Origin of the sequence: Cobetia sp. UIB-001 (assembly GCF_044789135.1) — a bacterium.
Classification (GTDB): domain Bacteria; phylum Pseudomonadota; class Gammaproteobacteria; order Pseudomonadales; family Halomonadaceae; genus Cobetia; species Cobetia amphilecti.
Genome location: NZ_CP058244.1, coordinates 807,888 through 825,994 on the forward strand (window position 1 = coordinate 807,888; position 18,107 = coordinate 825,994).

Below are 18,107 nucleotides of genomic sequence, written 5' to 3' on the forward strand. Positions count from 1 at the left end.
CGCGCCTGCGATGATGCCGGGAGTCGCGTTATCCACATCGTGAGTCTGTCCTGTTCGGAGAACCACCAGTGACCCGTTCTACCTCACCAGAGGCGGCACGTTCTACCTCGCAAGAGGCGGCGCAGGAGGGCGTCGAAGACGCCCCGTCTTCGTCAGCTGCGACGCCAGCGCCACCCTCGCGTGGGCGGCGCTGGGCGCGCGGGCTGCTGATGGCGCTCGCGGTGTTGCTGGCGTTGCTGGCCATCCTGATCGGGGGCCTGCGCTGGTGGTTGACCACGCTGGATTCGCGCAGTGAGTCCATCAGTGACTTCATTGCCACCCAGACCCACTCCAATGTGGGGATGTCATCGCTTGAAGGCCGCATGGATCACCTTGATCCGGCCATCAAGCTGTCGGGCCTGAACCTCTTTCGACCCAACAAGATGCAGGCGGCGCCGCTGTTGAGCGTGTCGCATTTGGAAACTCGTCTCGATGTACTTTCCTCCCTGCGCCATCTGGCGCCTGTCTTTGATCGCGCCACTGCCACCGGCGTCATCGTGCACCTGTATCAGCGCGAAGATGGCAGTTGGGGCTGGCCGGGGCCGCCGCGTCCTCCCGAAGCGCTCGAACCCGAAGGACAGATGAGCCTTGCGCAGACGGAGCAGGGGCTGGCGCTTTTGGCGCGTCAGCGTGTGCGGCTCGAGGACGTGCGTCTGGTGCTGCATGGTCGCAACGATACCCTCAATCTGAATGCCGCCGAGCTGTTGCTGTCGGGAGAAGGCGATCGCGCGCACCTGGAAGGCCAGTTGCGGGTCGGGGAATCGCCTCAGGCCGGTGTCAGCGCCGTGCTGGAGGTGCTGCCGGGAGATGACGGCCTCGCCGACTACTCGGCCCAGCTGCAGGTGGAGCTGGACGCCGGTGCGCTGGCGAGTGTCGGGCGTCTGATGGGCGAGCGCGACAGCCTGATGCTGCGCGACGCCGATGGCAACGCGACGCTGTGGGCGCGCTGGCGTGACGCGCGACTGGAAGATGCTCGTCTGCGTCTCGATCTCAATCGCCTGACGCTGGATCACCATGGCGCCCAGCTGGCGCTCAAGGACATTCATGCGCGTGGCCAGTGGCTGCGCGACCTGGCGGGCAGTGATCGCTGGCAGGCCTGGCTCAATCAGATCTCGGTCGGCGCCTCGCAACTCGATGACGCCCCGGTGGCCGGCACTCCGGCGGCTGACAGTGACGACCAGACGCTGCAAGCGGCGTCATCGCCAGAAGTCTCCGCAGCGCTTGCCAGTCTGCCCGAGCGTATTTCGCTGTCGGGGGATCTCGCCGAGGGCAGCGTGTCGCTGGTCGCCAGCAGTTTCGATCTGGAGAAGGTGGCACGTTGGCGCAATGTGCTGGCGCTCGGCGAGCTGGGCAATGTGCTCGAGTCTCTCGATCCGCGTGGCACGGCCACCGGCCTCTCCCTGTCGCTGGCCGGGATCGGCCTCGATGCCCCGCTGACCATGAAGCTGGCGCTGGGCCTGACCGGCGCCGAGGTGGAACCCTGGCAGGGCGCTCCGGGACTCGGGCCCCTGGCGGCCTGGGTCACCGCGCAGAGCCTTGATGAAGGCGGCATCGCGAGCCGGATCGCGTTTCGTGGCGACCCGGGCATGCGCTTTCACTTCCCCGAGGTCTTCGGCGACGGCTGGCAGCTCGAGGCCGCCGACGGGGTGGTCGAGGTCAAGGTCGATGACAGTGGCAGCAGCGTCTCGGGGCATGACCTGCATATCCAGCGCGCTGGCGCCGATGTGACGGGTGGCTTCGGCCTGCAGATTCCCGCTCAGGACCATGATCGCTTCCAGCTGGATCTCGAGATGCGTGATGTGGATGCCCGCAGCATTCCGCTGGCCTCCTGGTTGCCGATGAAGGTACTGGACCCGGCGCTGAGCGAGTGGTTGACGCGCGATGTCGCGGGGCAGGTCCCCGAGGGCAGCCTGCATCTCACCCAGGTGTGGGATGACGACAATGGCGAAAATGGCTATGGCCCCGGCGATTCGATGGACCTTGAGCTGGCCATCGAGGACGGGCGACTTGGTTATGCCGAGGGCTGGCCTGCGCTGGAGGGCGTGAAGGGCAACCTCGCGCTGCATGACAATACGCTGAGTGCCACGGTCGCGGCGGCGCGCTCTCAGCCGGCCACGGCGCTGGGCAGTGCAGCGCCCCTGGCGGTGCGTCAGGCCGACGTCGACATGCAGGACAACACCTTGAAGATTCAGGGTGACGTGACCGGCAGCGTCGAAGCGCTGTTCGATCTGCTCTCGCATGCGCCGCTCGAGGATACCGCAGCGCTGATCGCCGAATGGCAGGGCAAGGGCTCGGTGGATGCGACGATGGACATTCGCGTGCCGCTGGAGGACGCCGAGCAGACGCGCATCACGGCGGCGGGCAAGGTCGGCGAGCGCCAGGCGGCGACGCTGGCCTTCCCGGGGCCGGGCATCGAGGTTGACGGCATTCGCGGGCCGCTCGAGTTCGTGCATGACCTATCCCGCCCCGAGGGGCGGCGTGAGCAGTTGACCGGCAATCTCTCCGGCAAGCTGTTCGGTGGTGCGGTCAAGGCGGCGCTCAACATCGGGCAGGCAGATTCAAGCAGCAAGGGCGCGATCATCTTCGACGGCAAGGCGCCATTGGCGCCGGTGCTGGGCTGGCTGGGCGCGCCCGAGCACCTGATCGGCGATGCCGCCGAGAGCACCCGGGCCGCCTTGCAGGACGGCGAGAGCCCGAGTGCGCTGGGCGGGGAGTTCAACTACCAGGCGCGCATGATGCTGCCGGATGACGGCGCCAGTCTGGCGCTCTCGAGTGACCTCAAGGGAGTCGCCATCAATCTGCCGGCACCCTTTGGCAAGGCGCGAGAGGAGGCGGCACCGCTGGCGGTGGATATCGGGCTCGCGGAGGGTGGCGGCGATGTGCGCCTAGACAATCGCGCCCGTGCACGCTGGAAAGGCGGCAATACGCGTGACGATGGCAGCACGGTGCCGATGACGGGACAGCTGTGGCTGGAGCGTTGGCCGAGTGACCCGCAGTGGCCCACCCAGACGGGCTGGGACATCGCCTGGCGCACACCGACCCTCGCCCCCGAGCTCTGGAAGCCGTGGGCGGGAGCGCTCTCCGGTGAAGGTGGCGCGAGTGGAGAGGGCAGCGCGAGTGGTGGGGGCAGCGACGCTGAGCAGAGCGACCCCCTGCGTGCCTTGTCACGCCTGCGCGTTGCCACCGATTGCCTGATGATCCAGTCCCGGTGTACGGGGCCGATGACGCTGGAGGCCGCGCCGCGCCAGAGCTCGCAGCAGCAAGGGCTGGGGCTGGCCGCGACGCTGGATGGTCAGCTCGCCAGTGGCGAGCTGGTGTGGCAGTCAGGCGCCGCGCGACCGCTGATTCTGGACCTGGATACCCTGAATCTCGATGCCCTGTGGCCCGCGGATGCCGAGCAGGAGACGCAGACCGCCAGTGCGCCAGGCAACTTTACCGAGGCTATCGATGTCGGCATCGAGCCGACGCCGTATCCCGCTGAGCTTGCCGACTTGCCCGCGGGCAGTCTGCGTCTGGCACACCTCATCTGGCGCGACCAGCAGCTGGGGCCGATCAGTGCCGACTGGACCGCCGACAGCCAGCAGCTGGTGGTGTTGCCGCTCTCCATCACGCTGGGCAAGATCACCGCGGTGGGCAACATCACCTGGGAGGATGCCGGCACCAACAGTCTGACGCGCGCTCGCCTGTCCGCCGATGGCAGTGACCTGGGCGGGTTGCTCGAGCGTCTCTCCCAGCCGCGCGGCATCGAGGCGGACCGTGCCCGGGCCGAGGTCAAGCTGGCCTGGCCCGGCGCGCCGCAGGACTTTGCCCTGTCGCGCTCCAATGGTCGCGTCGAGATCAAGCTGGATGATGGACGCTTCCTGAATCTGGGCTCGACCTCCGCCCGCCTGCTGGGGCTGGTCAATGTGGATAACCTGCTGCGCCGGCTGTCGCTGGACTTCTCTGATGTCACCGACAAGGGGACGGCCTTCGACAAGGTGCGCGGCGCAGCGACGCTCTTCGATGGGCGGCTGGAAAGCGATGGCCCCTTGCGTATCGAGGCGCCGTCCACCACCGTGACACTCAACGGGCAGGTCGATCTGCTTCGCGGTACCCTTGATCAACGCATGGCCATCACGGTGCCGGTCAGCCAGAACCTTCCGCTGGCCGCCGTGCTGGCAGGCGCACCCGCCGTGGGCGGGGCGCTGTTCGTGGCCGACAAGATCTTCGGCCGCTTCATCGACAAGGTGACGCAAATTCACTATCGGGTATCAGGCCCCTGGGGCGACCCGAACATTACTCTGGAAAGTGCCGAATGACGCAAAATGCGAGTTCCGGTCGCGTGCTCGACGATGCCGCGGCCCTGTTGCTGACCCCGGGCGGGCTCAGCCTGGATGATCTGGATGCTGGCCTGGCACATGCCATGGGCCCGGGCACCGACTATGCCGACCTCTACTTCCAGCGTATCTGGCAGGAGAGCTGGGTGCTGGAAGACGGCGTCGTCAAGGACGCCAGCTACAACATCGATGGTGGCGTGGGCGTACGCTCACTGGCGGGGGAAAAGACCGGCTTCGCGTACTCCAATCAGATCGATGCCGCCGCGCTTGCCGACACTGGCCGCACTGCGGCGGGTATCTCGCGCAGCGGCAGCAGCGGCACGGTCGCAAGCTCGATCATCACCGAGGCGCCGTCCTTCTATGCGGGCATCGACCCGCTGAATGGCCTGAGCGCCGAGGACAAGGTCGCGATGCTCAAGGAGGCGGACCGCATCGCGCGCAGCCTTGACCCGTCCATCAGTCAGGTGTCGGCCTCGCTGTCGGCGCTTTACGAGGTGGTGATGGTGCGTGCCAGCGATGGCACCCTCGCCGCGGACCTGCGTCCGCTGGTGCGTTTCAACATCAGCGTGATCGCGGTGCGCAATGGCCGTCGCGAGCGTGGCAGTGCCGGTGGCGGTGGTCGTTTCCCGCTGACCCGTCTGCGCGATGAGAATGTCGCCGAGCGTTACGCGCGTGAAGCCGTGCGTCAGGCGCTGGTCAATCTCGAGGCCATCGATGCACCGGCCGGCCAGATGCCGGTGGTGCTGGGCAATGGCTGGCCGGGCGTGCTGCTGCACGAGGCGGTCGGTCATGGTCTGGAAGGTGACTTCAACCGCAAGGGCAGCTCTGCCTTCTCGGGCCGCATGGGCGAGCAGGTCGCGGCACGCGGCGTCACCGTGGTCGATGATGCGACCCTGGCCGATCGCCGTGGCTCGCTGTCCGTCGATGACGAAGGCACTCCGGGGCAGTACACGCCACTGATCGAGGACGGCATCCTCACCGGCTACATGCAGGACAAGCTCAATGCCCGCCTGATGGGCATGGCGCCGACGGGCAATGCGCGCCGTGAGTCCTTCGCGCACCTGCCGATGCCGCGCATGACCAATACCTACATGCTGGGTGGCGATCGCGATCCGCAGGAGATCATCAAGAGCGTCAAGCGTGGCATATACGCGGTCAGCTTCGGCGGTGGCCAGGTCGACATCACCTCCGGGCGCTTCGTGTTCTCCGCCAGCGAAGCCTATCTGATTGAAGACGGCAAGGTGACCACGCCGGTCAAGGGCGCGACCCTGATCGGCAACGGGCCGGAAGCCATGGGCCGCGTCTCGATGATCGGCAACGACCTGGAGCTGGATACCGGTGTCGGCGTGTGTGGCAAGGACGGCCAGTCCGTGCCCGTGGGTGTCGGTCAGCCGACGCTGAAGCTCGATGAGCTGACGGTCGGCGGCACGCAATCCTGAGCGGGTCGCGTTCACAATGAAGCGATGAATACGACGACACCGCCGTGGCAGGGCCATGGCGGTGTCGAGGAAGCGCTTGAGAATCAGCGCGTGAGGCGTAGTACGTCAGGAAAGCGCGTGAGCGGCAGGACCCGTGTCAGAGGTCGAGTTCGGCGCGCAGCAGCTTGAAGAGCTTCTTGGCACTGTTGGGCTGTTTGCCGGCGTCACGTTCGGCACGCGCATTGCGGATCAGCTGACGCAGGGCCTGACGGTCCACGTGAGGATAATCCTCGACGAAGATCACGAAGGCTTCATCGTCGTCCAGCAGGCGATCGCGCCAGCGTTCGAGACGCTGGAAGGAAGCATCGCGACGCACGTTCTGCTGCTCCATGGCTTCGAAGACGGCACGCACGGCGTCCAGGTCTTCCTTGCGCATCAGCTTGCCGACGTACTGCATGTGGCGACGCAGGCCTTCGTGACTACGAATGCGATGGGTCTCCTCGATGGCGGCCAGCATGTCGTCAGAGAGCGGGAACTTGGCGCGCTGGCCTTCCGGCAGATCGATGATCTTCTTGCCCAGCGCCTGCAGCTCGATCATCTCGCGCTTCAACTGGGACTTGCTGGGGCGCTCGACGAGCTCCTCGGGTCTTTCTTTACGCATGCCAATTCCAATGAGTCGGGGAAATTTGCGGCAGTATAGCACTGCCGGGCCCCCGTCTCCTCAGAAGGAGAACAACATGAGCCAGGCCTTTGATGCCGTTGCTCAGCAACAACTGCTCGAGCGTCGCGTCAGCGAAGCTCTCGAGCTTGCCCGCAGCCTGGGTGCCGACGCCTGTGAGGTCGGTGCCAGCGTCGATCAGGGCGTCAGCATCTCGGTACGTGACGGCGAAGTCGAGACGGTCGAACTGTCGCGTGACCAGGGCATCGGCGTGACCGTCTATCTCGGCAATCGCAAGGGCAGCGCGACATCTTCCGATGCCGGCAGCGACTCGATTCGTGCCGCGGTCGAGAAGGCGGTCTCCATCGCGCACTATACCGGCGAAGACAGCTTTGCCGGTCTGGCACCGGCCGAGCTGATGGCCACCGACTTCCCTGACCTCAAGGCGCATCATCCCTGGGCGATCAGCGTCGATGAAGCGACTGACCTGGCACTGGCCTGTGAGCGTGCCGGGCTGGAAGTGGAGGGCATCGCGCAGTCCGAGGGCGCCAGCTTCTCCAGCGGTGAAGGCGTGCAGGTCTATGGCAACAGCCATGGTTTCCTGGCCAGCCAGTGCGGCAGCCGTCACTCGATGTCATGCATGTTGATCGCCAAGGATGCACAGGGCATGCAGCGTGACTATGACTACACCAGCGTGCGCAATCCGGCAGACCTGCGCTCTCCTGAGTCGGTGGGGCGTGAAGCCGCGCGCCGTACGCTGGCGCGTCTGAATGCGCGCAAGGTGGCGACGGGCCGCATGCCGGTGCTGTTCGACCCGCAGATGTCAGCCGGGCTGGTCGGTCACTACCTGTCTGCCATCGCCGGCGGCTCGCTGTACCGTGAGTCCAGCTTCCTGTGCGATAGCCTGGGTCAGCCGCTGTTCCCCGACTGGTTCACGCTGGGCGAGAAGCCGCGGGAAGTCGGTGGCATGTCCAGCGCCGCCTTCGACAACGATGGCGTCGCGACGCGTGACAATGTCTACTTTGCCGACGGCAAGGTGCAGAGCTACATGCTGAGCGCCTACAGCGCCCGTCGTCTGAACATGCAGACCACCGGCAACGCCGGCGGCGCGCGCAACGTGCGCATCACCGCGCCGCTGACCTCGCTTGATGAGATGCTCAAGCAGATGGGCACCGGCGTGCTGGTGACCGAGCTGATGGGCCAGGGCGTCAACGGCGTCACCGGTGACTACTCTCGCGGCGCCTCCGGTTTCTGGGTCGAGAACGGCGAGATCCAGCATGCGGTCGAGGAATTCACCATCGCCGGCAACCTGCGCGACATGGCGGCCAATCTGCTGGCGGTCGGCGATGATGTCGATACGCGTGGCAGCATCCACAGCGGTAGCTGGCTGATCGATGGCATGACCGTCGCCGGCATGACCCAAGGCGAAGGCGAAGACGAAGAGCTGGAAGGCTGATCGCTGACGCTTCTCTGATCGTAAGACAGGCGAGAAACAACACGGCCGCTCCCTTGGGAGCGGCCGTGTTGTTTTTGGAGCAGTCACTGGAACCCGTCGGGCGTATTACAGGTAGAGCCAGGTCGCCAGCCCCAGGAAGGCCATGAAGCCGATCACGTCGGTCACGGTGGTCAATATCACGCTGCCGGAGAGGGCAGGGTCGATATTGAGCTTCTTGAGCAGCACCGGCAGCAGCGTGCCCGTCACGGCGGCGATCAACAGATTGATCATGATCGCGGCGCCGATGATGGCCCCCAGCTGGACATCCCCGAACCACACGATGGCGATGCCTGCCACCACCACGGCCCATAACAGGCCGTTGAGCCCCGCGACGATGACCTCGCGCTTGAGTAGCCAGCGGACATTGCCGCTCTTGACGTGCCCCAGCGCGATACCACGAATCAGGACGGTGAGTGCCTGCGAGCCCGCGATGCCGCCCATGCTGGCGACGATGGGCATCAGCACGGCCAGCGCGGTGATCTTCTGGATGGTGCCTTCGAACATGCCGATCACGGCGGAGGCCATGAAGGCGGTCAGCAGGTTGATGCCGAGCCAGACGGCGCGGCGCCACGAGGTTCGCATCACGGGAGAGAAGGTGTCTTCGTCCTCATCCATCCCCGCCATCGACATCACCTGGTGCTCGGCGTCGCCACGGATGACGTCGACCACGTCATCGATGGTGATACGGCCCAACAGGTTGCCATCGCCGCCGACCACGGGTGCCGAGATCAGGTCGTGCTTCTCGAACAGCGAGGCGACTTCGGTTTCCGGCATCAGGGCCGGAATCACCACGCTGTCGGTGTCCATCACTTCGCGCACCGTGACGCTGGGGTCCGAGACCAGCAGGCGATTGATGGGCAGCGCACCAATGAATTCATCGCGACGCGAGACGACCAGCAGGGTATCGGTGGAGTCGGGCAGGCGCTCGTGGCGGCGAATGTAGCGCAGCACCACGTCCAGGGTGATGTCCGGACGAATGGTGATGGTGTCCGTGTTCATCAGGCCGCCGGCGGTGTCCTCCGGGAAGGACAGTACCGTTTCGACGCGCAGGCGCTCCTGCGCCTCCATGGAGTCGAGGACTTCGAGAATCACCGCATTCGGCAGGCGCTGCAGAATGTCGGCGACATCATCCGGTTCCAGGTTCTCGGTGGCGGCGAGAACGTCGACGGCGTCCATGTCCTTGAGGAAGTCGGTCTGGATGTCTTCGCCGAGGTATTGAAGGACATCGCCCTGCAGCTCGGCATCGACCAGCTCCCAGAGCAGATTACGCTCCTTGGGGGGCGAGGATTCCAGCAGGTGGGCCACGTCCACTGGTGCGAGGCCGCGATTGAGCATGCGTCTTGCCTGTTCCAGCTCGCCGCTTTCCAGCGCCTGTGACAGGCGATCAAGTCTTGGCTTGAGTTTACGAGACGTCTTGCTCATCTGTCGGCTTCCCCTGTCGACATGAAGGACAGCGCTGATTCTACCATTGGCGTAGGGGGGCGCGTCGACAAAAGAAAACAGTGTTTCTTATCGAAAGGACAATCCGCGTCCCGCCACTGGCACAAAAGCAGCGTCGCATGGCTGCCAGGCGCAAGGATAGGTGCAGAGATAGGTATAAGGGTAGGTGCAAGGACAGGTGCAGGAACCGGTGCAGGAACAGGCGCTAGGCATCCTGCATGAGCAGTTAATGGTGTTGCCAGTGGGCCGCCAGAGGGGGGCTGGCCGATAAGCGAGCGGGCCGAAAAGATAGTTGACCAAGAGGCGAGCTGGCTGAGGAAGGAAGGCTGAGCACAGCGCAAATGTACAGCGCTGTCAGTGGCGGTTATTCGTCTTCCTCGAAGCGCGCCTCGAACAGCGCCTCGATGGCCAGCATCGCCTCATCGGCCTGCTCACCCTCGACATCGATCAGCAGCGTGGTGCCGCAGGGCGCGGCCAGCATCAGCAATGCCATCACATTGGCTGCATTGGCGCGTCGCTCGCCATGGCTGACCATCACCGTCGCGCAATAGGGCGCACAGCAATTGACCAGCTTGGTGGCAGCGCGGGCGTGCAGCCCGCGGCGGTTGGTCAGCGTCAGCTCATGAGAGGCCATCGCGATGCTCCTGCTGAGGCTCTTGCTGATGCTCTTGCTGATCACATGTCTCACCCGCGTTGCTCAGCGCGGTATGAATGCCCAGCTCGCGGTGACGCAGGCGCACCTCAGGCAGGCGCTCGGCGAAGTAGCTCGCCAGCTGCTCGCACAGGTAGACGCTGCGATGCTGGCCGCCGGTGCAGCCCACGGACACCGTCAGGTAGCTGCGATTGCTGTCCTGATAGGCGGGCAGCCAGCGTTCCAGCCAGCCGGCGATATCGTCATGCATCGCCTGGACGGTGGGGTAGCGCTGCAGGAATTCGGCCACGCTGTCATCGCGACCGGTATCGCCGCGCAGATTGATGTCCCAGTACGGGTTGGGCAGGCAGCGGGCATCGAACACCATGTCGGCGTCGGTCGGCACGCCATGCTTGAAGCCGAAGGATTCAAAGGTCAGCGTCAGGTGGCGGGAGCTGTGCTGGGCGACCTGCTCGGTGATGCGCGAGCGCAGGTCGTGCACGCTCAGGTTGGTCGAGTCGATGACCAGATCGGCCTTCTGGCGGATGGGAGCGAGCGTCTTCTGCTCGATCTCGATGGCCTCGGCCAGGGTGTGGTCGTTGTCGCGCGTCAGAGGGTGACGACGACGGGTCGCCGAGTAGCGTTCCAGCAGCACTCGCGAATCGGTGGTCAGGTAGACGACCTGCACGTCCATGCCGCTCTGGCGGACGTTGTCGAGCAATTCGGGGAAGCGGGTCAAGGCTTCCGGCAGGTTGCGGGCATCGATGGAGACCGCGATGCGCCGACGCGCCGGGCTGTCCTTTTCGAGCTGATCGACCAGTGGCGCCAGCAGCATGCCGGGCAGATTGTCGATGGCGTAGTAGCCAATATCTTCCAGCGCCTGGAGAGCGATGGATTTCCCGGAGCCGGAGCGGCCGCTGATGATCACGATCTTCATGAAGTGCTCTCCAAGGGCGAGGTCAACGTCGAAAGAATGCAGGGGTGGGGCAGAAGGCTGCCCGCTATCAGTGCGCTGTACGTCGGCCGATGGAAGGCCAGCAAGACGAAAGCCCGGACGATGTCCGGGCCTGTCATTCAGCGCGCCGGTAATTCGGCGATGGCTTGGGTCAATGCCTCAAAGAGTGCACGCTGGCTGTCTGCCTGGCGCAGGGCCGAGCGATTGGTCGGGGAATTGAGCAATTCCGCAACCTGCCCGAGCAGCGTCAGATGGGTCTCATCCGCTTCCTCAGGCACCAGCAGCACGAACAGCAGATCGATGGGTTCTCCGTCGATGGCATCGAAGTCGATGGATTCACCGAGCTTCAGAAACGCAGCGATTGGCGTCTTGCAATGCGGGCTGCGTGCATGGGGCACGGCCACACCGTGGCCAATGCCGGTCGACCCCAGTCTCTCGCGCCCGATCAGGCGCGAGAAGACTTCCTGGCTATCCAGGCTGGGAATGTTCTGTGCGATGAAGGTACTGAAGAATTCAAGCACCCGCTTCTTGCTCCCCCCGGGGACACCGTACAGCGTGCGCTCGGGGGGAAGGATCTGATCAAGTGTCATGGCTGAAGGTCAACGGGTCCCGGTGCCCTGAGAGCGAGCCTGGGACTTTTCCTTGTGTTTGACCAGCTGGCGATCCAGCTTGTCGGCGAGCGCGTCGATGGCAGCGTACATGTTGGGGTCTTCTGCCAGGGCGTGGAGGTCAGCGCCTGCCGCGTGCAAGGTGCAGGCAGCCTGCTGGCGCTCCTTCTCGATCGACAGTGTCACCTGAACATTGGTGATGTTGTCGTAATGCCGTTCGAGGCGAGCGAGCTTCTCGTTGACGTAATCGCGGAGAGGATCGGTAAGTTCCACATGATGCCCGGTGATATTCACTTGCATGGACACGCTCCTTTATCCAGCGGGTTGCCATTCAATTGTAACCCTTTTTGACTACGAGCAAACCCTGATCGGACGCTCTGCAACAGGCTTGACGGCCACCGTCTGGCGATGTTTTCGCACCCTTGCCAGTGGCGTCAGATGTCGTGAGCGTCTGTACCGACAATGCCCAAGCTTTGCGCAAAGATCAACGCTGCGCTGCATCGTGGCTCAGTGCTTGTCTTCAACTCAGTGAGGGGTAACGGAGTGGACTTCAAGGGCACGTCTGGTGGGTGGTGCGTGAAAGACGCGCAAGAAGGCGGGTTTTCGTCGCCAATCCCTGCATGTACGTCGCCTTTCAGGCGCTTCGATTGCGTGGGACAAGCGGCGTTCCGGGAGGTTCTTCGGGTGTCATCCAGGTGCAATACGCGCAAAAGTGACTTTAAAAACATGCGATTGACGGTAAATGACGCTGCCGGAACGGCGGTTTTTTGCCGTCATTCTGCGCGCTGTCATGGGCCATGACGGGCAATTGACGAGCGGTTGACGGGATGACAGAGCGCGCGACAGGCGTACCGCTACTCGCGAAGTCAGAGGCTGATGAGCGGAAAATCCAACGCTTGAGGTTGGTGGCGGCTGCCATTGTGGAGGTGAAAGCAGGGCATGGCAGCCGCAGGTGACGCGTCAGGCCAGACGCTTGCGCTCGCTTGAGGACGGAATGCCCATCGCTTCGCGGTACTTGGCCACGGTACGACGTGCGACCTCGATGCCATCGCTGGCAAGCAGATCGACCAGGCGCGAGTCAGAGAGAGGCTTGCGGGCCGGCTCTTCCGCGATCAGCTTGCGGATGCGGGCACGAATGGCGGTGCTTGAGTGGGCGTCGCCACTGCCGCTGCCACCGACCTGGCTCGAGAAGAAGAACTTGAGCTCGAAGACGCCGCGCGGGGTGTGGATGTACTTCTGGGTCGTGACCCGCGAGATGGTCGATTCGTGCATCTCGACCACTTCGGCGATGTTGGCCAGAATCAACGGCTTCATCCCTTCCTCGCCTTGCTCGAGGAAGTCGATCTGACGCGCCATGATCTCGCGGCCGACCTTGAGCAGGGTGTCATTGCGCGATGACAGGCTCTTCATCAGCCAGCGCGCTTCCTGCAGGTTGTCCTTGAGGAAGGTGTTGTCGGCGGACTTGTCGGCACGCTTGATCAGCGCGGCGTATTCCGGCTGGATGCGCAGCTTGGGCAGCGCTTCCGGGTTGAGCTCGACCTGCCAGCCATGGCGGGTATGGCGCACCAGCAGATCAGGGATCACGTAATCGCTGGCGGGCTCGCCCCAGGCGGATGCCGGACGCGGATCGAGCGCGCGTACCAGGCGGATGACGTGATCCAGCTCGTCATCGTCAAGGCTCAGGCGGCGCTTGAGCAGCTTGCGGTCATCGTTGCCCAGTGCCTCGAGGAATTGACGTACCAGGCGGCGCGCCTGCGCCAGCAGCGGCAGATCATCCGGCAACAGTGCCAGTTGCAGCAGCAGGCATTCGCGCAGATCACGGGCGAAGACGCCGGTCGGGTCGAACTGTTGCAGACGCAGCAATACCTGCTCGAGCTCGGAGGCCTTGAGGCCGGGCAGGCCCTGGCCGCGCAGGCCATCGACCAGCTCGTCGAGTGACAGGCTCAGATAGCCGGCACCGTCGACGGCATCGATCAGGCTCTCCGCCATCTGGCGTTCACGGCCATCGAGGTCGGTCATCGCCAGCTGCCAGCGCAGGTGGTCCTGCAGGCTCTCGACGCTGGTATTGCGATCGAAGTCCGGCCCTTCTTCACTCCCGCTGCCACTGCCGGAGCTGGTCAGGCTACCGGCGTGGTCCTGGTAGAGGTCCGACCAGTCACTGTCGAGGGGGTATTCCTCGGGAATCTCGCTCGAGGAGTCGGCAGTGGAGATCTCGCTCGAATCCTGTGTCTCGACGACATCCAGCGACTCGTAGTCCTCGTCGAGCTCCAACATGGGGTTGGACTCGAGGGCTTGCTGAATCTCCTGACGCAGGTCGAGCGTCGACAGCTGCAGCAGCTGGATCGCTTGCTGGAGCTGCGGCGTCATGGTCAGCGAGGTGCCGAGGCGGAGTTGCAGGGTGGGTTTCATGGAGTCAGTCAATTCACGGCAAAGGAACGTGCTTACTACGCTATACCGTGACTCGGGGCACTGACAAGTGGTTGCCGTGAATATTCAAGCAACTTGCATGCCATGTTTCCACCAAGGTGGTATGGACGTCATGCATGCGTCTGATGTCAGACATGAAAAAGCCGCTACGCGATAAAATCACGCAGCGGCTTTCGAAGCTTTTACCTCGCGAGGACTCAGCGCAGGCGCTGACCCTAGAGCGTGAACTCGTGGCCCAGGTAGACGTCGCGCACCTGCTGGTTGGCCAGGATGGAGTCCGCATCACCGTGGGCGATGATCTGGCCATCGCCGACGATATAGGCGGTGTCACAGATATCGAGTGTCTCGCGCACGTTGTGGTCGGTGATCAGCACGCCGATGCCTCGGTCGCGCAGTTGACGCACGATGCTCTTGATCTCGCCCACCGAGATGGGGTCGACGCCGGCGAAGGGCTCATCGAGCAGCACGAAGTCCGGCTCGGTGGCCAGTGCACGGGCGATCTCGACCCGACGACGCTCGCCGCCGGACAGGCTCATGCCGGCGCTGGCGCGGATGTGCGTGATGCTGAATTCCTCGAGCAACTCTTCAAGGCGTGCCTTGCGGCCATTGCGATCCAGGTCCTTGCGGGTCTCCAGGATCGCCATGATGTTGTCGGCCACCGACAGCTTGCGGAAGATCGACGCTTCCTGCGGCAGATAGCCGATGCCGGCACGTGCACGCTGGTGCATGGCGGCAGCGGAGAGGTCCTTGTCATCGATGGAGACGTTGCCGGCATCGGCGCGCACCAGCCCGACGATCATGTAGAACGAGGTCGTCTTGCCGGCGCCATTGGGGCCCAGCAGGCCGACGATGTCGCCTTGGCGGATCTCCAGCGAGATGTCCTTGACCACCTTGCGGCCCTTGTAGGCCTTGGCCAGATGGCGAGCGCTCAGCGTACGCGGAGTAGCAGTCATGACTCAGTTTTCCTTGCTGGCATTGGCGCCGCGCGGCGTCAGAGTCATGTGCACGCGACCGCCTTCGGTCTGCTGTGCCGTCTTGCTGTTGTTGGCGTTCACCTGGCGCTTGTCGAGGAAGTACTCCACGTAGCCGCCTTCGAAGGTGTCATCACCTTTCTCGAGACGCGCGTTGCCGACCAGCTCCACGCGGCGCTCCAGTGCATGGTAGCGGATGGTGTCGGCCCAGCCCTTGACCAGCTTCTCGTCGGGCGCCGGTTGCTGTTCCAGGTAGGCACGCTTGCCGGTGGCCTTGACCAGCGAGATCTCGCCGCTGCCGGCGCGGCTGATATCGACACGGCTGGCATCGAGTTTCATGCTGCCCTGGCGCATCTCCACCTGGCCGGTGTAGGTGGCGGTACCGGCCTTGTCATCGAGCGACAGGGCGTCCGCGGCGATGTTGATCGGCTGACTGGCATCGCTGTCCAGCGCCATGGCGGCCGGGGCGAAGGTGGACATGCCCAGTGCCAGGCAGAGCGCCATGACACCGCTGTTGAGGGTCTGGCGACAGGCCGTCAAGGGCTTGCGAGTCGTGGAAGTCATGGTGGCTCCTTGGCATGACGGGGTCGCCGCCCGAGCAATGATGCCATCGAGCGGCAGAGAAGAAGGTGGTGCGGCGCGGGTCATGGCGTGACGGCCAGCCCGGCGGGTTCATTCACCGCTGGCAGGCGCTGCCTCGAAGGTGCTGTTGACGCGCCCATCATCGGAGGTGGTGCTGTCGGTGCCCGAGTCGATGCGCTCGGCTTCCTTGCTGGCCTCGCTCTGGCCCGTGCCGGGTTGCAGGACGCTGCGAACACGGCCCTGCAGCACGGCGGAATCCTGTGAGAGGTCGGCGCTGAAGCTGTCGCTTTCGACATGCTGGCCATTCTGGGTGATCACGACCGGTACGTCACTCCAGGCGCGATTCTGATCACGGCTGTAGTGCAGGACATCGGTATCGAGGGTCCAGCGGTCATCGGGCTGGCGCAGTCTGGCATTGCCCTCGAGGGTGAAGGTGTCGCCGCCGGCGCTCAACACGCCACTGTCACCCGTGGCATACCAGCGGCGGTCTTCACTGTCGTTGGTGCGAATCTTCGGGGTCTGCGCCCGGGTCACGTCATCGCCTGGCGTATGCTCGATATGCGGCGAGGTCATGGACTGGATCGCCACGCCGCGCGCATCGAAGCGTGTCATGTCTGCCCCGTCGAGATAGTAATCCGGCTCACTGCTGTCGACCTCGACATTGACGGTCGATTCCAGGCTGTTGCGCTGCTCGATCAGCGCCAGCACGCCACCGACGAGCAGCAACAGCAGCATCAGCCAGAGGCGCGGAGAAGGGCGGGGCAGACGTAACATCAGGGGCGCGACTCCTGCAGGTAGGTATCCAGCACCGAGGCCCAGTGGCCCTGGGCCTTGAGCAGCAGATCACAGAGCTCGCGCACGGCGCCATCGCCGCCCTGGCGTGAGGTGACCCAGTTGGCCTCGCTCATCACGTAGGCCATGGCGTTGGGCACGCTGACGCCGAGACCGACACGACGAATGGCTTCGCGGTCCGGCAGGTCATCGCCGCAATAGGCGACTTCTTCCAGCTCGATCCCGTGCTCGCGGCACAGGTCGGTCAGCGCGACCAGCTTGTCTTCACGGCCCTGGATGACATCCTGAATGCCCAGTTCCTTGGCGCGACGCTCGACCATCGGCGAGCTGCGGCCGGTGATCAGCGCGACGCGAACGCCACTGCGCAGCACCAGCTTGAGGCCATGGCCATCCTGGACGTGGAAGGACTTGGTCTCGACACCGTTGGCATCGTAGTGCAGGCGGTTGTCGGTGAGCACGCCATCGACATCCAGCGCCAGCAGACGCACGCGGCGTGCGCGGTCGATGATGTCCTGCGGATATTCTTCGCTCAGGGAATTCGTGTCGCTCATGGTCTTTCTCCTCGCACTCCGTGCATGCTTGACGCTGTCCTGTGAACGGCGCTGATGGGCGTTGAGCGGTGGCGTCTTGCCGGGACGATCTGCCGTCGAACAGAGACAGCGAACGCCCGCGGGAGTTCAGATCACGCCGCTGGCCAGCAGGCCGTGCATATGGATGGCTCCGATGGGGTGCTCATCCTCGTCACAGACTACCAGAACGCTGATGCGGTTTTCTTCCATGATGCGCACCGCTTCGGCGGCCAGCATGCTGGCGCGCACGGTCTTGCCGCCACGGGTCATGACATCATCGACCTTCAGCGCGCGCAGATCGCCGTGCTGGTCGAGGGTGCGGCGCAGGTCACCATCGGTATAGACGCCGACCAGGTGGTCGTCATCATCGATCACGCAGGTGAAGCCCATACCCTGACGCGTGATCTCGAGCAGTGCATCGCGCAGCGGGCTGCCGAGTGTCACGCGCGGCAGGGCGTCGCCATGATGCATCACGTCCTGGACACGCAGCAGCAGGCGTCGACCCAGGCTGCCGCCCGGGTGGGAAAGCGCGAATTCCTCGGCAGTGAAGCCGCGGGCCTCCAGCAGTGCCACCGCCAGGGCGTCGCCCATCACCAGCGCGGCGGTGGTCGAGGCGGTCGGTGCCAGATTCAGCGGGCAGGCTTCCTGGGCGACGCTGGTGTCCAGATGTGCATCGGCGTCACGCGCCAGGGTCGAGCCGGGTTTGCCGGTCATCGAGACCAGCGGGGTGCCCATGCGCTTCAAGAGCGGCAGCAGCGCCGTGACCTCGGCGGTCTCTCCGGAATTGGACAGCGCCAGTACCACATCGGCCGGCGTGATCATGCCCAGGTCGCCATGGCTGGCTTCACCGGGGTGGACGAAGAAGGCCGGCGTGCCGGTGCTGGCCAGGGTGGCGGCGATCTTGCTGGCGACATGGCCGGATTTGCCCATGCCGGTCACGATGACGCGGCCCTTGGTGGCCAGCATCAGCTGACAGGCGCGGTCGAAGTCGTCATCGAGATGGCTTTCGAGCGCGGCGATGGCCGCTTCCTCAATGGCGAAGGTACGGCGGGCGCTGGCGCGAAAATCCGCCTGGCTGGCCGGAGTCTCATCGGCGGCGGACTGGCTGGCGGCGGTCTGACTTGAAGCAGAGGCGCCAGGCGCGGTGGCGTGCGGGGTGCTGGAAGGCTCGGTCATGATCGAATTGTTGCCTGTGGTTGGCCAGGG

15 protein-coding genes are annotated in these 18,107 nt (G+C 64.5%); 3 read left to right on the forward strand and 12 right to left on the reverse strand.

Features of this window, described 5'->3' with window-relative positions; genetic code table 11:
- The first annotated feature begins 68 nt into the window (after positions 1–68).
- The gene (locus HA399_RS03405) at positions 69–4,337 is read left to right on the forward strand and encodes a YhdP family protein (protein ID WP_404326058.1); all 4,269 of its coding nucleotides are present in this window, start codon (positions 69–71) and stop codon (positions 4,335–4,337) included.
- Complete coding sequence (gene tldD, locus HA399_RS03410) at positions 4,334–5,794, forward strand: metalloprotease TldD (protein WP_107335429.1); 1,461 nt, start codon at positions 4,334–4,336, stop codon at positions 5,792–5,794. Before HA399_RS03405 ends, tldD begins: the two co-directional genes overlap by 4 nt.
- Positions 5,795–5,930: 136 nt before the next feature.
- Here tldD and yjgA read toward each other — a convergent pair whose 3' ends face one another.
- The gene (yjgA, locus tag HA399_RS03415) at positions 5,931–6,434 is read right to left on the reverse strand and encodes a ribosome biogenesis factor YjgA (RefSeq protein WP_043332563.1); all 504 of its coding nucleotides are present in this window, start codon (positions 6,432–6,434) and stop codon (positions 5,931–5,933) included.
- A gap of 76 nt (positions 6,435–6,510) precedes the next feature.
- Between yjgA and pmbA the strand changes: the two genes are divergently transcribed.
- Positions 6,511–7,887, forward strand: coding sequence for a metalloprotease PmbA (gene pmbA, locus HA399_RS03420; RefSeq protein WP_404326061.1), 1,377 nt, complete (start codon positions 6,511–6,513; stop codon positions 7,885–7,887).
- Between the two features lie 105 nt (positions 7,888–7,992).
- Here the strand turns inward: pmbA and mgtE are convergent, their stop codons facing one another.
- The 11 genes from mgtE to HA399_RS03475 all read right to left on the reverse strand — a co-directional run bounded on the left by mgtE (position 7,993) and on the right by HA399_RS03475 (position 18,077).
- Positions 7,993–9,348: a magnesium transporter gene (gene mgtE, locus HA399_RS03425; RefSeq protein WP_404326063.1), complete on the reverse strand. Its 1,356-nt coding sequence runs from the start codon at positions 9,346–9,348 to the stop codon at positions 7,993–7,995.
- A 382-nt stretch (positions 9,349–9,730) separates the two neighbouring features.
- Entirely contained in the window at positions 9,731–10,000 is a 270-nt protein-coding gene (locus tag HA399_RS03430; protein WP_404326064.1) for an HPr family phosphocarrier protein, read from the reverse strand.
- Positions 9,987–10,934, reverse strand: a complete 948-nt coding sequence (gene rapZ / locus HA399_RS03435; RefSeq protein ID WP_404326065.1) for an RNase adapter RapZ — start codon at positions 10,932–10,934, stop codon at positions 9,987–9,989. Before rapZ ends, HA399_RS03430 begins: the two co-directional genes overlap by 14 nt.
- Before the next feature lie 137 nt (positions 10,935–11,071).
- Complete coding sequence (locus HA399_RS03440) at positions 11,072–11,542, reverse strand: PTS sugar transporter subunit IIA (protein WP_404326066.1); 471 nt, start codon at positions 11,540–11,542, stop codon at positions 11,072–11,074.
- A 9-nt stretch (positions 11,543–11,551) separates the two neighbouring features.
- Entirely contained in the window at positions 11,552–11,860 is a 309-nt protein-coding gene (gene hpf, locus HA399_RS03445; protein ID WP_043332555.1) for a ribosome hibernation-promoting factor, HPF/YfiA family, read from the reverse strand.
- Between the two features lie 660 nt (positions 11,861–12,520).
- Entirely contained in the window at positions 12,521–13,969 is a 1,449-nt protein-coding gene (locus HA399_RS03450) for an RNA polymerase factor sigma-54 (protein ID WP_054555105.1), read from the reverse strand.
- Positions 13,970–14,202: 233 nt separating this feature from the next.
- Complete coding sequence (gene lptB, locus HA399_RS03455; protein WP_225347606.1) at positions 14,203–14,940, reverse strand: LPS export ABC transporter ATP-binding protein; 738 nt, start codon at positions 14,938–14,940, stop codon at positions 14,203–14,205.
- A gap of 3 nt (positions 14,941–14,943) precedes the next feature.
- Entirely contained in the window at positions 14,944–15,522 is a 579-nt protein-coding gene (gene lptA, locus HA399_RS03460) for a lipopolysaccharide transport periplasmic protein LptA (protein ID WP_225347607.1), read from the reverse strand.
- 108 nt (positions 15,523–15,630) lie between these two features.
- Complete coding sequence (gene lptC, locus HA399_RS03465) at positions 15,631–16,314, reverse strand: LPS export ABC transporter periplasmic protein LptC (protein ID WP_404326067.1); 684 nt, start codon at positions 16,312–16,314, stop codon at positions 15,631–15,633.
- On the reverse strand, positions 16,314–16,883 hold the full coding sequence (locus tag HA399_RS03470; protein ID WP_052384400.1) for an HAD family hydrolase: 570 nt from the start codon (positions 16,881–16,883) through the stop codon (positions 16,314–16,316). The genes lptC and HA399_RS03470 overlap by 1 nt, the downstream gene beginning before the upstream one ends.
- Before the next feature lie 126 nt (positions 16,884–17,009).
- The gene (locus tag HA399_RS03475; RefSeq protein WP_404326068.1) at positions 17,010–18,077 is read right to left on the reverse strand and encodes a KpsF/GutQ family sugar-phosphate isomerase; all 1,068 of its coding nucleotides are present in this window, start codon (positions 18,075–18,077) and stop codon (positions 17,010–17,012) included.
- Positions 18,078–18,107: the final 30 nt, after the last annotated feature.

Excerpts from the sequence above, each read along its gene's own strand:
- tldD (WP_107335429.1), top strand. The coding sequence starts at position 4,334 with ATGACGCAAAATGCGAGTTCCGGTCGCGTGCTCGACGATGCCGCGGCC.
- yjgA (WP_043332563.1), bottom strand. The coding sequence starts at position 6,434 with ATGCGTAAAGAAAGACCCGAGGAGCTCGTCGAGCGCCCCAGCAAGTCC.
- pmbA (WP_404326061.1), top strand. The coding sequence starts at position 6,511 with ATGAGCCAGGCCTTTGATGCCGTTGCTCAGCAACAACTGCTCGAGCGT.
- mgtE (WP_404326063.1), bottom strand. The coding sequence starts at position 9,348 with ATGAGCAAGACGTCTCGTAAACTCAAGCCAAGACTTGATCGCCTGTCA.
- HA399_RS03430 (WP_404326064.1), bottom strand. The coding sequence starts at position 10,000 with ATGGCCTCTCATGAGCTGACGCTGACCAACCGCCGCGGGCTGCACGCC.
- rapZ (WP_404326065.1), bottom strand. The coding sequence starts at position 10,934 with ATGAAGATCGTGATCATCAGCGGCCGCTCCGGCTCCGGGAAATCCATC.
- HA399_RS03440 (WP_404326066.1), bottom strand. The coding sequence starts at position 11,542 with ATGACACTTGATCAGATCCTTCCCCCCGAGCGCACGCTGTACGGTGTC.
- hpf (WP_043332555.1), bottom strand. The coding sequence starts at position 11,860 with ATGCAAGTGAATATCACCGGGCATCATGTGGAACTTACCGATCCTCTC.
- HA399_RS03450 (WP_054555105.1), bottom strand. The coding sequence starts at position 13,969 with ATGAAACCCACCCTGCAACTCCGCCTCGGCACCTCGCTGACCATGACG.
- lptB (WP_225347606.1), bottom strand. The coding sequence starts at position 14,940 with ATGACTGCTACTCCGCGTACGCTGAGCGCTCGCCATCTGGCCAAGGCC.
- lptA (WP_225347607.1), bottom strand. The coding sequence starts at position 15,522 with ATGACTTCCACGACTCGCAAGCCCTTGACGGCCTGTCGCCAGACCCTC.
- lptC (WP_404326067.1), bottom strand. The coding sequence starts at position 16,314 with ATGTTACGTCTGCCCCGCCCTTCTCCGCGCCTCTGGCTGATGCTGCTG.
- HA399_RS03470 (WP_052384400.1), bottom strand. The coding sequence starts at position 16,883 with ATGAGCGACACGAATTCCCTGAGCGAAGAATATCCGCAGGACATCATC.
- HA399_RS03475 (WP_404326068.1), bottom strand. The coding sequence starts at position 18,077 with ATGACCGAGCCTTCCAGCACCCCGCACGCCACCGCGCCTGGCGCCTCT.